This window comes from Pseudofrankia sp. EUN1h (assembly GCF_001854645.1).
GTDB lineage: Bacteria > Actinomycetota > Actinomycetes > Frankiales > Frankiaceae > Pseudofrankia > Pseudofrankia saprophytica.
This window is the reverse complement of sequence record NZ_MBLN01000014.1, coordinates 96257-113108: the sequence shown is the minus strand read 5'-3', so window position 1 is coordinate 113108 and position 16852 is coordinate 96257. Positions and strand designations below refer to the sequence as shown.

Annotated in this window: 14 protein-coding genes; 6 read left to right on the top strand and 8 right to left on the bottom strand. The window is 72.4% G+C overall.

Annotation, left to right across the window (positions count from 1 at the left end; genetic code table 11):
* The first annotated feature begins 49 nt into the window (after positions 1-49).
* Positions 50-1186 (top strand): AIM24 family protein, encoded by a 1137-nt coding sequence (locus BCD49_RS05435; protein WP_007518469.1) that lies wholly within the window; start codon positions 50-52, stop codon positions 1184-1186.
* A 117-nt stretch (positions 1187-1303) separates the two neighbouring features.
* Positions 1304-1630, top strand: a complete 327-nt coding sequence (locus BCD49_RS05430) for a DMT family transporter (protein ID WP_007518470.1) — start codon at positions 1304-1306, stop codon at positions 1628-1630.
* Between the two features lie 753 nt (positions 1631-2383).
* On the opposite strand, the gene BCD49_RS05425 is transcribed toward BCD49_RS05430, so the two are convergent.
* The 6 genes from BCD49_RS05425 to BCD49_RS05400 all read right to left on the bottom strand — a co-directional run bounded on the left by BCD49_RS05425 (position 2384) and on the right by BCD49_RS05400 (position 10251).
* On the bottom strand, positions 2384-3817 hold the full coding sequence (locus BCD49_RS05425; RefSeq protein ID WP_071041232.1) for a 4-hydroxyphenylacetate 3-hydroxylase family protein: 1434 nt from the start codon (positions 3815-3817) through the stop codon (positions 2384-2386).
* 35 nt (positions 3818-3852) lie between these two features.
* The gene (locus tag BCD49_RS05420) at positions 3853-5238 is read right to left on the bottom strand and encodes a dihydrolipoamide acetyltransferase family protein (protein WP_051466380.1); all 1386 of its coding nucleotides are present in this window, start codon (positions 5236-5238) and stop codon (positions 3853-3855) included.
* Complete coding sequence (locus tag BCD49_RS05415; RefSeq protein WP_035929695.1) at positions 5235-6242, bottom strand: alpha-ketoacid dehydrogenase subunit beta; 1008 nt, start codon at positions 6240-6242, stop codon at positions 5235-5237. Before BCD49_RS05415 ends, BCD49_RS05420 begins: the two co-directional genes overlap by 4 nt.
* 92 nt (positions 6243-6334) lie before the next feature.
* Positions 6335-7459 carry a pyruvate dehydrogenase (acetyl-transferring) E1 component subunit alpha gene (pdhA, locus tag BCD49_RS05410; protein WP_007509298.1) on the bottom strand — a complete coding sequence of 375 codons (1125 nt, stop codon included), beginning with the start codon at positions 7457-7459 and terminating at the stop codon, positions 6335-6337.
* The gene (locus BCD49_RS05405) at positions 7456-8622 is read right to left on the bottom strand and encodes a prephenate dehydrogenase/arogenate dehydrogenase family protein (RefSeq protein WP_007509299.1); all 1167 of its coding nucleotides are present in this window, start codon (positions 8620-8622) and stop codon (positions 7456-7458) included. Before BCD49_RS05405 ends, pdhA begins: the two co-directional genes overlap by 4 nt.
* Positions 8623-8640: 18 nt before the next feature.
* On the bottom strand, positions 8641-10251 hold the full coding sequence (locus tag BCD49_RS05400) for a wax ester/triacylglycerol synthase domain-containing protein (RefSeq protein ID WP_007509300.1): 1611 nt from the start codon (positions 10249-10251) through the stop codon (positions 8641-8643).
* Positions 10252-11309: 1058 nt separating this feature from the next.
* Between BCD49_RS05400 and BCD49_RS05395 the strand changes: the two genes are divergently transcribed.
* The 4 genes from BCD49_RS05395 (at position 11310) to BCD49_RS05380 (ending at position 14983) form a co-directional block, all read left to right on the top strand.
* Positions 11310-12665 (top strand): wax ester/triacylglycerol synthase domain-containing protein, encoded by a 1356-nt coding sequence (locus BCD49_RS05395; protein WP_007509301.1) that lies wholly within the window; start codon positions 11310-11312, stop codon positions 12663-12665.
* Between the two features lie 149 nt (positions 12666-12814).
* Positions 12815-14275 carry an MFS transporter gene (locus BCD49_RS05390; RefSeq protein WP_106410281.1) on the top strand — a complete coding sequence of 487 codons (1461 nt, stop codon included), beginning with the start codon at positions 12815-12817 and terminating at the stop codon, positions 14273-14275.
* Positions 14276-14295: 20 nt separating this feature from the next.
* Positions 14296-14565, top strand: a complete 270-nt coding sequence (locus BCD49_RS05385; RefSeq protein ID WP_007509304.1) for a hypothetical protein — start codon at positions 14296-14298, stop codon at positions 14563-14565.
* A gap of 10 nt (positions 14566-14575) precedes the next feature.
* Entirely contained in the window at positions 14576-14983 is a 408-nt protein-coding gene (locus tag BCD49_RS05380; protein ID WP_071041257.1) for a hypothetical protein, read from the top strand.
* A 57-nt stretch (positions 14984-15040) separates the two neighbouring features.
* Here BCD49_RS05380 and BCD49_RS05375 read toward each other — a convergent pair whose 3' ends face one another.
* A complete protein-coding gene (locus BCD49_RS05375) occupies positions 15041-15997 on the bottom strand; it encodes a right-handed parallel beta-helix repeat-containing protein (protein WP_051466379.1) in 957 nt (318 codons plus the stop codon).
* 390 nt (positions 15998-16387) lie between these two features.
* Positions 16388-16837, bottom strand: a complete 450-nt coding sequence (locus BCD49_RS05370; protein WP_007509309.1) for a peroxiredoxin — start codon at positions 16835-16837, stop codon at positions 16388-16390.
* Positions 16838-16852: the final 15 nt, after the last annotated feature.

Genomic DNA, 16852 nt, shown 5'->3' with positions numbered 1-16852 from the left:
CCGTCAGCAGGTCCGCCGCTGGCCCCGCCGTGGCTGGAAGGACGACGTCATGAGCTACCCACCGCCGCCGCCCGGCCACGGCTACCCGCCGCCCCCCGGAGGGGGCTATCCGCCTCAGCCAGGTGGCTACCCGCCGCCGCCCGGTGGCGGCTATCCGCCTCAGCCAGGTGGCTACCCGCCGCCCCCTGGCGCTGGCTTCCCGCCGCCGCCAGGTGGGATGCCTCCGGGCATGCCACCGCCGCCAGGCGGCATGCCCCCCGGCATGCCGCCCCCGCCGGCCGGGATGGGTGGCATGCCGGGCGGCAACCCGAGCGCCGGGATCCGCAGCTCGCTGCTCGACAACCCCGAGGTGGCCAGCGGCGAGCGGTTCACGCTGCAGAACGGCAAGATGCTCAAGGCGACGCTCGGCGCCCAGGGCATGCGCGAGTTCTTCGCGCGCGCCGGCTCGATGGTCGCCTACCAGGGCGCCGCCCAGTTCGACGGGCAGTGGGAGGGCTGGGCCGGGCACTTCAGCCACCTCTTCGGCGACGGCGAAGGCCTGCATCTGATGAAGGTGTCCGGCGCGGGCAGCGTCTTCCTCGCCTACCAGGCGCAGGACATCTTCCTGCTCGACCTGGACGGCCGCGACGGCGTGACCATCGACGGGCGCAACGTGCTCGCCTTCGACATGAGCCTGAACTGGAACATCGTCCGGATCCAGAGCGACGTCGGCATCGCGGGCGTCGGCAGCTACCAGGTCGAGCTGACCGGCTCAGGCAAGGTCGCGCTGTGCACCACCGGCGCGCCGCTGGTCATGCGGGTCACGCCGCAGAACTACTACTTCGCCGACGCGGACGCGGTCGTCGGCTGGTCGAGCGGTCTGCAGGTCTCCATGGAGGCCGCCGTGACGTCCTCGTCGGCGTGGAAGCCGCGCGGCAACACGGGCGAGAGCTGGCAGATGTCGTTCGCTGGCGATGGTTACGCGATCATTCAGCCGAGTGAGCTGCTGCCGCCGTACCAGGCGTTGTCCGGCGGCGGCGCGGCCGGCCTGTTCGGCGTCGGCCAGGGCGGCTTCGCCGGCAACCGGCTCGGCGGGCAGGGCAACCCGCAYGGCTCCGGCCAGCCCGGCCATCTGCAGGGCGGCTTTGGCGGCGCTCTCGGCGGCTTGTTCGGGCAGCCCGGTGGGCCCGGCGGTCGCCCCTGGTAACCGTCCCGGCCGTCCTCGCGACCGCGTCCCGGCGGTCGCGAGGACGTCGGCTGAATGCCGCGTGACATGGCCGAAATGCCGCCCGCGACCAGCATGTTTGCCGGCTAGGGTCGGCTAGTGATCGCGGCCCTGCAGCTTGCCCTGGCCATCGGGCTGGAGATCGTGGCGACGACGGCGCTGCGCCAGTCCAACGGCTTCACCAAACTCTGGCCGACCCTGGTGGTCGCGACCTGCTACCCGGTGTCGTTCTACCTGCTCTCCCGGGCGCTGCGCACGATCTCGCTCGCGGTCGCGTACGCCATCTGGTCCGGCGTCGGTACCGCGATCGTCGCCGTCATCGGCGTGCTGGCTTTCAAAGAGGAGATGACCGTCCTCAAGGCCGGCGGCCTCGCCTTCATCATCCTCGGCGTCATCGGTCTTCAGCTCGGTGGCAGCCACCGCTGAGTCCCRCTCTCGCCGGCATCGCTCACTGGCACGTCCGCCGCGCGAGCGATACCGGCGGTTCGCCGTCGTTGTCGCTCCGATCCGGCTCGATCTGGCTCGGTTGGCTTTGGCCAGGCCCGCTGTGGTTGATCCGGCTCGGCTCGGTCCAGCCTGGATTGGTCCGGACTGGACCGATCGATCGCGCAACGTCTCGCCAGGCGGTGGCGTCCGACATGGCAGCGTGCTTCCTGCTCAGGCCGCGAGCGGGAAGCGCGCCGCTGGGGGGCACCGCCGCGGCTCGGGGGCGGCGGTGCCCGCCAGCCCGCGGGCGCGTCGCCCACCACTACGTGATCGGGCGGAGTCTCCGCATTCCTGGCGCCTGAGACTCCGCCCGATCACCCGCGGCACCCGCCCCATCGCCGAACCGTGGCACGTCAGCGTGCCGATAGACACGCTCAGATGCCACAGTCCGATCATCCTCGGGTGAACTGTGGCATCTGGGCGTGTCTATAGACGCGGTCAGATGCCGCGCTTCGAGGTCTGCTGGTGCCGCGGGGGGAGGTCATCTGGGTGGCGGGCGGATCGGGCTGTGGTCCGCCATACCCGTCGGGCTGCTTTCGGCGGTCTACGGCCCGCTCAGCCGTACATGCCTCGACACCGTGTGTGGCTGACCGGGTCGACCGAGACACGTCGGGCGGACCGGGAGCGTGCAGGTCACGTTCGGGGAATGCTCAGCCCTCCCCGGCGGCCGTACGGGCGTTCGGGCGGCGAGGATCAGGACAGGACCGAGTCGACCAGGGCGAAGTCGGCGCCGCGGGCCGCCTGGCGCTGGGCGAGCTGCAGGAAACGGCCCGGCGAGCCGAGGTAGAACCGCTCGTACAGGTCGGAGCGGCCCGCCAGGCTGGTGCCGACGAAGTCCCAGGCCAGCCGGAACAGCGCCGTCCGCTCGTCGGCGGGCAGGCCGTTCGCGCCCTGGTAGTAGCGGTCCACCAGCGGGCGCAGCAGCGGGTTCGCCAGCTCGGCCTGGGTCGGGGTGGCCAGCAGGCTGTGGCTCCCCAGCAGCTTGATGATCTCGGTCACCCTGGGGAACCAGCGGGGCAGCGTGGGGCGCAGGRCCGCGAACGGCGGCTCGGCGCAGAACCAGGTTCCCGACCCCCACTCGTGGGCGCCGGCCTCCGCGGCGGYCAGCGTCGACCGGGTCAGCTCCAGGTAGCTCCAGATCTCGCCGAGCATCTCAACGGCCGCGGGGCTGGTGTTGTTGACGGCCCCGGCCATCCTGGTCGCGAGCTCCCAGGCGAACTGGAGCTTCGAGACGGCCCGGATCGTCGTCTGCTGCATGACGTTGGCGGTCCAGCCGGACCGCTGCATGACGCGGTTGTAGAGGTCCACGTCGCCGTCGAGGAAGACGCGGTGGCGCGGCACCTCGACGTCGTCGAAGACGATGACGGCGTCCTGCTCGTCGAACCGGCTCGACAGGGGCGCGTCGGCCGCCGGCGCCGTCGAGGAGTAGCTGTCCCGGCAGAGCACCTTCAGGCCCGGCGTGGACATCGGGATGGCGAAGATCACGGCGTAGCGCTCGTCGCCCTCGGCCAGCGGGTAGCCGGGATAGACGAAGATCTCGTCGGCGAACGGCGCGAGGGTCGCCAGCGCCCGGGCGCCGCGCACCACGATCCCTTCCGAGGTGTCGGCCACCTTGTGGACGACGATCTCGCCGCCGCCGGCCGCGGTCTCCGGCATCGACCGGTCGACGGTCGGGTTGACAATCGCGTGGGTCAGCGCAAGGTCGTCGCGCATGACCTGACGGTGGTACGCGAGCAGGTTGGCGGTGCCCTCGTCGTTGCCGCCGCGCCTGAACACGTCCGGACGCCCGGCGAAGCCGGCGAGCGTGACGTTGAGGTAGTCGGGGCTGCGGCCCATCAGCCCCAGGGTGCGCCGGGCGATGCCGGCGATCGCCTCGTGCCGGCGGGCCAGGTCCGCGGCCGAGCGGGGGATCAGGTGCGTGACCGCGACCGTCTCCCCGCTCTCCGGCTCCACGGCCAGGAACTGGTCGGGCCGCTCGTGCTGCAGGTCGAACAGGCCCGCGAGGGTCCTGGCGGCGCCGGCGGTCCGCGGATGCGCGGTCACGTCGGCCACTCGTTCGCCGTCCAGCCAGACCTCGCGGTCGTCCACCAGCCCCTCGAGGAACTCCTTGCCGGTTCGCGCGCCCATCTTTGGTACCTCGTCCTTCTTTCCTACAGTTCGATCTACAGTTCGGAGATCATGAGAAGCGGCTGCTCGACGCAGCGGGCCAGGAAGGTGATGAAGCCGGCCACCGGTGCGCCGTCGCAGGCGCGGTGGTCGAAGGCGACGGTGAGCTGAGCCACCCGCCGCGGTCGGATCTCGCCGTCCACGACCCAGGGCCGCTCGGCGATCCGGCCCACCGCGAGCTGCGCGACCTCGGGATGGTTGATGATCGGGACCGCGCCGTCCGTGCCGAGTGCGCCGTGGTTGTTGATGGTGAACGTGCCCGCGGTGAGCTCGGCCGGAGTCAACGAGCCGGCCTGGGCCCGGGAGGTCAGTTCCTGGAGCCGTTCGGACAGCGCTGGCGCCGTCATCGCGTCGGAGTTCGGGATGACCGGGACGACGAGGCCCCGGGCGCCGGCGATCGCGAATCCCAGGTTGACCGACCGATACTGGACGATCTCGCCCCGCTCGGTGTCGACGGTGGCGTTGAGCTCGGGATGGCGCGCGAGCCCCGCGACGCAGATCCTGGCCAGCAGGCCGGGCACGCTCACCGGCCGGTCCCGGCTGTCAGCGTTGATCGCCTCACGGGCCGCGAGCAGGTCGGTGAAGTCCACGTCGCGCCAGGCCGTCGCCTCCGGGATCTCCCTGCGGCTGCGTGTCATCCGCTCCGCGACCACCCGCCTGGCCGCCAGCGGAATCCGGCGGATCGCGGGCGCGGCTGGCGGCTCAGGGGACGCCGGGGGATGGCTCTCGGCGTGACCGGGCGAGGCCAGGAGACGTTCCACGTCCGCCCGGCGGATGACGCCGCCGGCGCCGGTGGCCGTGGCGGCGACCGTGGCCAGATCGAGACCCGCGGCCTGGGCGAGCCGCCGGACCACGGGCGAGATGATCCTCGGGGCGTTGGCCGCGTTGGCCGCGTTGGCCGGAGTGGCCGGGGTGCCGTCGGCGGCTTGCGCGGCCTGATCGCCCGCGGCGGCGTGGGTGACCGGCTTCGGCGGCCGCGGCCGCCTGGCCGCGCTGGGCCCCGCCGCGGCGGGGCCGAAGCCGACGAGCGCCGGCGCGGCCGGCTGGTCGGTGCGACCGGCCGGCCGGTCGGTGACCGCGGCGGCCCGCTCCCGGACCCGCACGAGGGGTGAGCCGACCGGCAGGACGTCGCCCTCGCCGCCGTGGCGGGCCTCGACGATCCCGGCGTACGGGCAGGGAATCTCGACGAGCGCCTTCGCCGACTCCATCTCCACGATCGGCTGGTCGATCTCGACCGGGTCCCCGACCTCGACGAGCCACCGCACCACGACCGCGTCGGTCAGCCCCTCGCCGAGATCGGGGACGGCGAACTCGGCGACGCCGGCCCCAGGACTGGTGGAGGTCGCTGAGGCCGTGGCGGCACCGCCACGCGAACCGTTCATGACGCCAGGCCCCCGCCCGTGTCGAGCCAGCGGGTGTCCGGTTCGTCGTCCCACTGCAGGCGCTCGAACGCGGCCAGGACGCGCGCGACGCCCGGCTGGTGGTGGTGCTCCAGCTTCGGAGCTGGGTATGGGATGTCCCACCCGGTCACCCGCAGGACCGGCGCCGCCAGCGAGTGGAAGCAGCGTTCCTGGACGCGGGCCGCGATCTCCGCGCCGACCCCGGCGAATCCCTGGGCCTCGTGCAGGACCACGCAGCGGCCGGTGCGCCGCACGCTGGCGACGACCGTGTCGTCGTCGAACGGCACGATCGAGCGCAGGTCGACGACCTCGACATCCCAGCCGTGCCCGGCGGCGACCTGGGCGGCCTCCAGCGCGACCGGGACGGTCGCCCCGTACGTCACCACCGTCACGTCCCGCCCGGTCCGACGCACGGCTGCCCGGCCCAGCGGCTCGGTCCGCACGGGCAGGTCCACCGGTGAACGGTTCCAGTACAGCCGTTTCGGCTCCAGGAACACCACCGGGTCGGGATCGTCGATCGCGTCCCGCAGCAGGGAGTAGGCGTCCGCGACCGTCGCCGGGGTCACGACCTTCAGGCCGGCCGTGTGCGCGTAGTACGCCTCCGAGCTGTCGGAGTGGTGCTCGACCGCGCCCACCCCGCCGCCGTAGGGGATCCGCAGCACCATGCCCGGCCGGAGGCGGCCCGCGGTGCGCGCGCCCAGCTTCGCCACGTGACTTACCACCTGCTCGAACGCCGGATAGGCGAACGCGTCGAACTGCAGCTCCACGACCGGCCGCAGGCCGTACATCGCCAGGCCCACCGCGAACCCGACGATCCCGGCCTCCGCCAGTGGTGTGTCGAAGCAGCGCCGCTCGCCGAAGGCGCCCTGCAGACCGTCGGTGACGCGGAAGACGCCGCCGAGGCGGCCCACGTCCTCGCCGAGGACCAGCACCCGGTCGTCCGCCGCCATCGCGTCCCGCAGCGCCCGGTTGAGCGCCTGCGTCATGGTCACCGCCGCCGCCCGGTCCGTACCGTCTCCCGCCGGGCCCACCTGCCCGCCCGGGGACGAGGCGCCCGGCCTGACGTGCTGGCTCGTGGTCATCGCGCGGCCCCGCCCTCCGCGTCGAGTTCGGACAGCAGCGCCGCGCGCTGCTCGGCCAGGAAGGCCGGCGCGACGGCGTAGACCTGGTCGAGGATCTCCGTCGGCTCGACCGACGGGTCCTCGGCCACGCCGGCCCTGACTCGGGCGGCGAGCGCCTCCGCCCGCGCCGCGACGGCCGCCTCGGCCGCGTCGTCGAGCAGGCCCCGCCCGCGCAGGTACGCCCGCAGGCGTTCGATCGGGTCCCGCGCCCGCCAGATCGCCACCTCACCGTCGTCCCGGTAGCGGCTCGCGTCGTCCGCGCTGGTGTGCGGCCCCATGCGGTAGGTGTGCGCCTCGACCAGCATCGGCCCGAGGCCGGCCCGGGCGTGGTCCACGGCCTCGGCCAGCACCGACAGGACGGCGACGGCGTCGTTGCCGTCGACCTGCTCGGCGCGTACCCCGTAGCCGATGCCCTTGTAGGCCAGCGACGGCGCCGCGCTCTGCCGGGAGACGGGGACACTGATCGCGTAGCGGTTGTTCTGCACCAGGAACACCACCGGGGCGCGGAACACCGCGGCGAAGTTCAGCGCCTCGTGGAAGTCACCCTCGCTGGTCGCGCCGTCGCCGAGAAGGACGAGCGCGACCTCGTCCGTGCCCTGCCAGCGGGCCGCGACGGCCAGGCCCGTGCCGTGCGGCGCCTGGGTCGCCAGCGGCGTGCTCATCGGCGCGCACCGGTGGGCGCGGGGGTCGTAGCCGCAGTGCCGGTGCCCGCGGACAGGGGCCAGCACCTCCAGGGGGTCCACGCCCCGCGACAGCAGCGCGCCGCTGTCCCGGTAGGTCGGGAACAGCCAGTCGCGCGGGCGCAGCGCCAGCGCCGCGCCGGCCTGGCACGCCTCCTGGCCCGATGACGACGGGAAGGCCGCGATCCGGCCCTGCCTGGCCAGCGCCGTGGCCTGGGTGTCGAGGCGGCGGACCAGCGTCATGGCCTCGTACGCCCGGACCAGCAGCTCGTCCGCCGGTGGCCGGTAGCCGTCGTGCTCGTCGACGGGCTCGCCGCCGGGGTCGAGGAAACGAACCGGCGACGGCGAGGGGAGCAGCCCGGCGACGAGCGGGTCGAGCCTGCCCGCGGCCTCGGTGGTCATGCGGACATCCGCCCGTCGACACCGCCGATGTGGTCGTCGATGGCCGTCCGAGGGGCTGGCAGGGCCTTCGCCGCCTCCAGCCGACAGCGGCCCGTGTTCCCCATCCGGAACAGCGACTCGACGACCGGATCGGTCCCGCTGCCCTGGACCGCGCCCGCGCCGAGGGCGTCGCGCACCCGGTCGAGGTCGGCGACGACGTCGGCGAGCAGGTCCGCCAGCGGGGACGCGTTGGCTCCGACGATCTCCGTCCAGAGGTCGGCGTTCGCCCCCGCGATCCGGGTGAAGTCCATCAGGCCGGGACCGGCGAGGCGGGCGAGGTCCTCCGGCATCGTCGCCAGCCGAGCCGCGAAGGCGCTGGCCACGATGTGCGGCAGATGGCTGAGCAGGCCGAGAGCGAAGTCGTGCGTGCGCGGGTCGAGGTGCGCGACCCAGGCGCCGCAGCCGACGGCCATGAGGCTCGCGTGCCGCTGGGCGAGCCGCGACGTCGCCGCCGACGGGGTGATGACCCAGGGCCGGTTGGCGAACAGGTCCGCCACGGCCCATTCGGGACCGCCGCGCTCGCGGCCGGCCACCGGGTGGGCGCCGCAGATCCGGGACATGTCCGCGCCGAGGCGCTCGGCGTCGGTCAGCGGCTCGACCTTCACCGACGCCGTGTCGCTGAACGTCGCCCCGGGAAGCAGGCGCTGCCAGGCGACGAGCGTGTGGCCCACGTCGCGCGGGGGAACGGCGATCACGACGTGGTCGACGGCCTGCCCGGCGCTCGCCGCGGGGTCGCCCGCGTCGGCCGCGGGGTCGTCCGCCTGCGCGCCGCGGGCGCCGGCGTCCGCGGCATCGACCGGGCGCGGCCCGGCGAGGCCGGCCTGACGGGGGCCGGGGAAGGGCCAGACCCGACCGGCACCGCGACGGGCCGCCACGGCGGACTGGGCCGGGTACCGGTCGTAGAGCAGGACGTCGGTCCCGTGCCGGCGCAGCGCCATGCCGACCGATGTGCCGATCAGACCGGTACCGACCACCAGGACCCGCAGGCCCGCGAGGTCCGCGAGGTCCGCGGCGTCCACGAGGTCGGCCGCGGACGTGGGAGTCGTGGGAACGGCGGGGGACGCGGCGTCCGGGTCTGGCGTCGTCACCGCCACGAGATCAACCAGGCGTGCATGCATGGTCATCGCTGAACCGCTCTTTCGTCACTGTCTGGTCTGGCTGGTCGCGCCCGCGCCCGCGCCCGTGCCCGCGACCGGCGCGTCGGCCGATCGTGGGTCGGAGCCCGTGGCAGGGATGCCGAGGGAGTGCGGGATGGGGAACTGTGGGACGGGGGTACCGAGGGAGTGCGTGCCGGGAGAGTCCTGGGCCGGGAAGTGCGTAGCGGGGGAGTCCGGGGCGCTCGGGCTGGTCGGCCCGACGAGGCTGCCCACCGGGCGTGCCACCGCGCCGTCGGACGGGTCCTGGTGAATGCCAGCCTCGGCCTCGAGGGCGTCGAGCTCGGCGGCGAACAGCTCGGCCAGGCGTTCATGGCCGGGCACCGAGGCGTCCGTCGAGAAGCCGACGCGCACCTGCTCGTCGAGCCCGCTCAGCAGCACCGCCAGGCGCTGGCCGGCGGGGACGGGCGGCACGGGGACGGCGTCGATGATCGGCCGGCCGAGGACCTCGAAGGGACCGGTGAGGCCGGCCGGGTTGGACGCCGTGAGCGCGAAGCCGCGGGTGGCGATCCCGGTGGACAGCACCGCGGTCCGCAACGGCGCCGGGACCGTCCAGAGGAAGAGGCGCTCGGCGACCCCCGGGGTTCCGTTCCTCTTGAGCTGGATGGTCTGCCGACGGATCGCGTCGACCCGCCCGCGCATCGACGCCTCGCCGTAAGGCAGCGCGATCCGCACGGTGGTCAGGTAGTTGCTCACCACCTCCCGCTGCGCCGCGAGACGGGTGCTGACCGGCATCGCGGCGTGTACCGCGCGCCGCCGGACCCACCGGGTGGTGCCGGTGGTGCCGGCTTCCGGCGGGCACCACGCCCGCAGGGCGCCGGCGAGCGCGGCGAGGAAGATGTCGTTCACGGTCGCCACGTACGCCCGCCCGATCGTCCGCAGCCTGGCAAGGTCGATCTCCAGCCAGGCGTGGCGGGTTTCGCCGGTCGGGGCCCCGGTGAACGGGGCGATCGCGGTGGTGCTGGCGAGCCAGCCCACCGAGCGCGCGAGCGCCTTACCGACCGTCAGAGGGCTGTACCGGCGTTGCTCCGGCAACGGGCGCCGAGGCGCCCGGGGCTCCTCCGGGCTGGACTGGCCGAACAGCTTTCCCAGGACCACGTCCAGGGCCGCTCCGTCCATCTGGGCGTGGCTGCCGCGGAAGAGCAGGGCGAAGCCGTCGGGACGGTCGCCATGGAGCAGCCAGAGCTGCCACGGCGGCGTCTTCAGCGAGATCTCGATGGCGGACAGCCGCTCGATCGCCTCGCGCAGCCCGGCGAACCCGGATCCGGCCGGCAGCCGGTACCCATGGACGTGTGACGCGGGGTCGAAGTCGGTGTCGGGCGTCCAGACCAGGCGGCCCCATCCCGCCGGCGTGACCCGGTGGGTCAGCGGGGGAAAGGCGCGCGCCCGGTCCGCGACCAGGTCTCGCAGCTCCTGGATCTCCGGGGCCGGCCCATGGCCGACCAGCAGGTTTCCGACCGCCAGCCGGGTCCGTGGATACGCCCGCTGGTATCCAAGGGTGATCTTGTCGACAGCGGTGAGGGCTCGCGCGTCCGCGTGGCCGCCGGCGATCGCCGTGGCCCGCTCGCGCCTTTCCGTCTCGCCGCCCGACCTTGTCATCGCGGACCGCCCTGGATAACGCAGACGGTTCGCCGCGCGATTTTCACGACTGGCTCCCTGGCTGAGCTGGAAACCGGTTTACCTCCGGCGTGCGGCGGCGGCGGGGTGCCGACCGTGCGGCGATGCCGGTCGTAAGCCGAACGACAAGGATGAATATAGGTGGGCGGCGGTCCCCGGACCTGGGAAAAATCCGGCAAGTGATCCCGGTCTTTCCTGGTCCGCCTGGGAGTCCRCTCCCAGGGCGCCCGGGAACGGTTGGGTGCGGGCAGCRCTCTGACCTGGGGAGATGGCATTGTCTACGGCTTTGGAAGGTTCGGGCCCGGGTGTTGGCAACCCCGGGCCGAGGACAGATACTAGACAGGGAGCTCGGGCGGCCGGAGAGGACGATGTCGCCGACGCGACAGGGTGGGTACTGTTTTATGACTACCTCTGGCCCGAGGTCGAGGTGTAATCGCGCGGCGAGTGCGGACTCCGTTGAAGATTCACGAAGATAAGAGTTCCAGGCCGGCTCGGGCAGCGGATCATGCGCCATGATCGGTGCATCTGGACGCCCCTCGGCCATCCGTCCCGGCGGCCCATTGATCGCCTGCCGAGTATGCGACCGGCACGCGCAATGCGGACGGYGGACTCCGAATGTTTCCAGGCACGCCGCCAAACCGCTGGAACGTTCATTCGGTCTCGAGCCGTCGATCCCGGGGCCGTCCGGCGGCCTGGCCAGTCCGGTGCGGTGCGGTGCGGCCGGGTGGCGCCGGGTGGCGTTGGGTGCGGCCGGGAGGCGCTGGGTGCGCCGAGTGGGAGCCCGGCCAGGCGGCTGATGTGCTCGCTCGGCCCGTCGCCGGTGCTCGGGCTCAGCGCTTTGAGGCGGTGTATCCGATCCGCGACCTCCTTGCGGTCGCCCGTTGGGGCGCCAGTAGGCTGCTGGCCCGTCGCAGTACCGCCCATACAGGGCGTTACGGTCACGCGTGGCTCTCGGCCTCGGCCAGGAGCGGTGGAAACCCTTCCCGCGCGGGGCGGGTTCGGCGTCGGCGTAGGGCCCGCGTCGCGAGACGGGGGTCGAGATGCGCTCGGATTCCATCGACGGCGCGGAGCCTCTTTACGGTGCGTACCCGGGTGGCCGGCGGCTGAGCCCGATGGACCGGTACATGCTCGACTTCCAGCGGGCCTATCCGACCCGTCCGGTCAGCGTCAGCGGTTACCTGCTACGGATGTCCGGGTCGCCGGATCTCGACGAGGTCCGGGCCGCGGTTCTCGACCGTGTCCGGGCATTCCCCGTGCTCACGGAGCGGCTGGTGACGCGTCGTGGCCGCGCGCCGCGCTGGGAGGCGGACGGGGAGATCGACGTGACCCGGCACGTGCGGGAGTACCCGCTGCCGGCGGGCGCCACCGAGGACGACCTGCGGGCGACGGCCGGGCGGCTCTCGGGGATGGTGATGCCGCTGGACAGGCCGGCCTGGGAGGTCGGCCTGCTCACCAGCCCCGACACGGGCGACGTCCATGTCCTGTTCCGGTCCAGCCACGTCTGGGTGGACGGTCTCTCGCAGAACCGGGTGTTGACGTTCCTGTTCGGCGATGAGGCGGCGGCCGGGGCCACCACGGGCCCGGCCTGGATGCGGACCGGGAAGCTCACGCCCGGGGGGCTGGTGTCGGCCGCGCGGCGTCAGGCCACGACGTGGGCAGGGCCGTCCGGGGCGCTCGCGGCGCTCACTGGTCCCGCCGCCGATGGCCACAGCATGGGCTGGGCGTCCATCGAGGTCGACCGGCTGCGCGCGGTCGGCCAGGCCTACGGCGCCTCCGTCAACGACGTCTATCTGGTCGGCATGGGCGGGGCGCTCGCGGCCTGGTCGTCGCCGCTGGATCAGTTGCCGGTGCGGACGGTGCTCTCGGTCAGCGCCCGGCGCCCAGCCGAGCGCTCCATCCTCGGCAACGCTTTCGTGGCGACCCGGGTGGCACTGCCCCTGGAGCTCACCTCGCCAGGCGAGCGTTTCGAGCAGGTGTGCCGCCAGACCGCCCCCTACAAAGGGGGTTCGAGCGCGAGCCTCAGCGATCGCTTCTGGTCCGACCGGGTGCCCAGCCGGTTCGGCCGCCGGACCATCGGCGGCGGCCAGGAACTTCGCAAGGCCGCGGTGAACACGACGAATCTGGGGCCGATTCCCGGGCCGCTGGCGGTGGCGGGAGCTCCGGTCACCGCGGCGATGCCGGTGCCGCCCGCGCGGGAGGGGCGTCGGCAGGTGGTGGTCACGCTCGGTGGCCTCGGGCGGACGGCCACGGCCGGCTTCACCGTGCCCGCGCCGCGCGCCGCGGAACTGGCCAGGCTTTGGCTGGCCGAGATCGAGGGCCTGGAACGCGCGGCCGGGATCGTCCCGGCGGCCGACCAGGCCGCGGCGGCGCTGGTCGCGGATTCCGCGTCGCGCTGACGCGTGCGAGGTGGCCCGGGTGTGTTCCTCCCGGACCAAACGCCCGTCCGCGCGCGTCCCGACCCGAGGCGCGCAAACGACGCATGCCACGATGAGCACCTAGCCGGGCAGTAAGGCCGACACACGATGCCGCAGGTCAGCGAGGAGGCATGGACGTGGTGACCGAGGCCATGCCGGACACGACCGCCGATACGGCTACATCGCCGGTGGTCAGGTTCCGTCCGGGCGCGCAGTACGCGCTGCTCGCCGGCCCGCTGTTGACGATGCTCGACTCCAGCATCGTCAACGTCGCGGTCGAGCCGATCTCCCGGCAGACGGGCACGTCGCTGCCGACGGTGCAGTGGATCGTCAGCGGTTACCTGCTGGCCCTCGGCACAGGGCTCGTGCTCACCTCTTATCTGTCGCGGCGGTTCGGCACCATTCCCACCTACACCGCCTTCCTCGCCGCCTTCACCGCCGCGTCTGCGCTGTGCGGGGCGGCACCGGGCGTGGGGGTGCTCATCGCCGCCCGGGTGCTGCAGGGCCTCGCGGGCGCGCCGCTCGTGCCGCTGGCGATGTCGATGCTGCTCGGCGGGTCCGGCGGGTCGAGGCGGATGTCCCCGGCCGCGGGCGTCCTGCTCTTCCTCGGCCCGGCGCTCGGCCCGAGCATCGGCGGCATGCTGCTCGGCGCGATCGGCGGCGGCGAGGGCTGGCGGGCCATCTTCCTGATCAACGTGCCGATCGGGCTGCTGGCCGTCGCCGCGGCCCGGCGGCTGCCCGCGAACCTCGGGCCACCGGCCCAGCCGGCGGCCCGGCCTGACCTCGCCGGTCTCGGCCTGCTCGCGGTCGGGCTGGTGGCCGTGTTCTACGGCGTCGACCGCATCACCCGCGGCGCCCTGACGCCGCCCGCGACGTGGGGGCCGATCGTCGGCGGCGTCGCCGTACTAGCCGTCTACGCGGTCCGGTCCGGCCGGATCCCGCACCCGGCGCTCGACCTGTCGATCCTGCGCCAGGGGTCCGTGGCGCTGGCCTTCACCCTGTGTGGGGCGGCGTCGGTCGCGGCCTGGTCGATCGTGTTCGTGGTCCCGATCTTCCTKGAGTCGGGCCAGGGCCATTCGGCGTTCATCACCGGCGTGGCGCTGCTGCCGCAGGGGATCGTGACCGGCGTCGGCACCCTGGCGGGCGCGGGCGCCGCCGCGCGGATCGGGGTACGTCCCACGGTCCTCGGCGGGTTCCTTCTGCTGGTCGCCTCCAGCGCGGGCCTGTTCGCGATCGGCGCGGGAACCCCGCTGTGGCTCACCGGGCTGATCCTCACGCTGCGCGCCGCGGCCGTGGGGCTGGTCATCACGCCGCTGGTCCTGGTGGCGACCGAGCCACTGCGACCCGAGCAGCAGGCGGACGCGAACACCGCCTTCAACGTCGTCCAGCGGGTTCTCGGCTCGTTCGGGATCGGGATCGTCGCGACCCTGTTCACCCAGCGCAGCGCCCGCGTCGGGCAGGTGCCCGCCCTGCACACCGTCGCCATCGCGATCACGGTTCTCGCCGCCGCGGCGGCGATCGCGGCACTGTTCCTCCCGGATGTCCAGACGGAGGACCTGCTGGCCACGGGCAGACAGGACAACGGCACGTAGGCGGTCCTGGTCCCGGCCCAATGGAATTCTCCTGGCCCGAGTTCGCGACGAGCAGGACCGTCGACGGGCGGCTTTCATGGACGGCGGAGTTCGACAGCTACGACCAGTACCGCGAAGTCTGTTACTACCGGGTCAGGGTATTCGACGGTGACCGGCGGGTGGGTGAGGTCACAGCCGATGTGGGGACCGAGTTCGCCGGTGACGACTGGACCACGCCGGCCTTTGAAAGCGAGCTACGAGCGCGGATAGCGCGGATAGCGCAGGACGCCGCCGCCCGCTTCGAGTTGTAAAGTGCGGGACATGCCTGACGATCAGCTCTCCGTGCGCGAGTTCGTCGCCGTCACCTCGAAGGCCTACCCGGTGTTGACCATTGAGGCCGATCAGTGGCACGAGTTCGGCTACTTCTTCGACCCAATCGAGAACGTCTACGCCTATTACTCGATCGACCGGAAGGATCCGCAGGAGACCRTCGAACGCTTCTCCAGTGCGGAGGCGCTGCTCGCCGCGCGGGGCGCGGACGAAAGGGTTGCCTCCTGGGTCGCCTCGTTCCGGCTCTGCCTGGAATTCGACGAGCGCCTCGTCTACTACCCCGGGTCCCGAATGCTGCGGCGGTTTCCTGTCGCCGCCTCGACCGCGATGACCGCCGAGGAGGGCCTGGCGAAACTCGACGGCCGCCCGCTCTCGTGGCTGCGCGATCAGCTCGCCTGATCCTCGCGGGATCGTGGGCGCGTCGCGGGGAGCCATCGGGCCCGTACGTCCTGGTGATCAGCTGCTTCGCGGCGTGCAGGCGACGTTCGCGAACCCGGACACCGCGTTGGTGACCGTGTTGTCGCAGCCGACGACGTTGCCGGTAGCGGTGTTCTGTACCCAGAAACCGAAGCCCGAGTGCTTGGGGTCGTCGGTGATGTATGCGTCGACGTCGAGGGTGTTGTTGTGGAAGGCGTTGCCCCTGCCCCAGCCATCCTTGACGTTGTGGATCTCAAAGCCGTTGGAGAGGGCGTGGGCGCCGGTGTTGTCAATGATCGTGTAGTTGTTGCCCTTGACGTCGATCCACGAGTCGGCGGAGTTCGCGGCCTTGCGGACGCCATCCTTCGTCTGCCCCGTGCCAGCGCCGTCGAAGTGGTTTCCCTGGATAAGACCGCCGGTGCTGCCTTCTTTGATGTCGATATTCTCGGCGGCGGTGTCGCTGAAGGTGTTGCCGATGACCTTGTTGCGGTCCGAGGCGTCCGGCCGGCCGCCGGTGTAGGTGCCCCAGTTCGAGTGGGCGCTGCCGATGTAGACCCCCTCGCCATATCCGGCCGAGCGCCTGCCCGTGGCCGTCACGTCGGAGTTCGAGATGGTGTTGTCGCTGGAGAAGGCGCGGAAGTGAACCCCCTCCTGCCCGGTGTTGGAGACCCTGACACGGTCGATCAGGACATGGTTTGAGCCGTCGAGCACCACGCCTTTGGTCGCGTTCGTCACGGAGATTCCCTGGATCTGCCAGTAGTCGGCCTTCACCAGGTACAGCCCGTAGTGGCCGCCGGCACCACCGCCGTCGATGACGGCGCCGCGCCCCCCGCGGAGCGTGATGGGGGCGGTCGCGGTCCCCGCCGTCGTGACGGAGAAGCTTCCCGTGTATTTCCCAACCGCCTCCTTGCCGGTGTAGGTGCCGTCGGCGAGGTTGATGGTGTCGCCGGGGCGGGCGCCGGCGATGGCGGCGGTCAGCTGATCCGACGTGCTCACCGTGATGTTTCTGCCCGAACCTGGTGGCAAGGCGGTGACGGCCGCGGCGGGCGAGAGGGACGCGCCGGGAGCCTCCGTGCGTCCAGACCCGCCATCAGAAGAACATCCGGCAGCGGCCAGGCAGAGAACCATGGCGAGGGCGATGGCCGCGGCCAGGGGCGCGGCGGCAGCGGCGGAGCGCCAGGTCCGAACTGGCTGGAACGGGCTCGCGGCCATCGATATGTCAACTCCTGCGCTGTCCGCACGTGGAACAGGCCCACCGAGAGTGGCCGGCTTGTCACTGGAATGCCCTGTGGGGCCAGGGCCTTCGCTCGTGACGACGGCCGCCATCTCGCCCTTGTCTGTCGGCTCTGCCGCCCGTGCGTCCGGCTACAGACCGTGCCGGTCGTCCTAGCCGCCCAGCGCGGCCAAGGCCTTGTCGGCGTGCATGTTCATGTTCAGCTCACTGACGATGGCCTCGATGATGACCTGGTCCGTACCGATCACGAAGGTGGCGCGCTTGACTCGCAGCAGGTCGAGCGGCCGCTTCACGCCAAACGCCCGCGACACCGTGCCGTCGGCGTCCGACAGCAGCGGATAGTCGAAGGAGTGCTTGTCGGAGAACTCCTTCTGCTTGGCCACGGTGTCGGTGCTGATACCGATCCGCTGGGCGCCGACCTTGGCGAACTCCGCCGCGAGGTCCCGGAAATGGCAGCTCTCCGCGGTGCAGCCCTTGGTCATCGCCGCCGGGTAGAAGAACAGCACGACCGGACCATCCGCCAGGAGAGCGGAAAGCCTGCGAGGGGTGTTGGTCTCGTCCGGTAGTTCGAAGTCCGGCGCGGTGTCGCCAACACGCAGCATCTGTGTGCGCTCCTC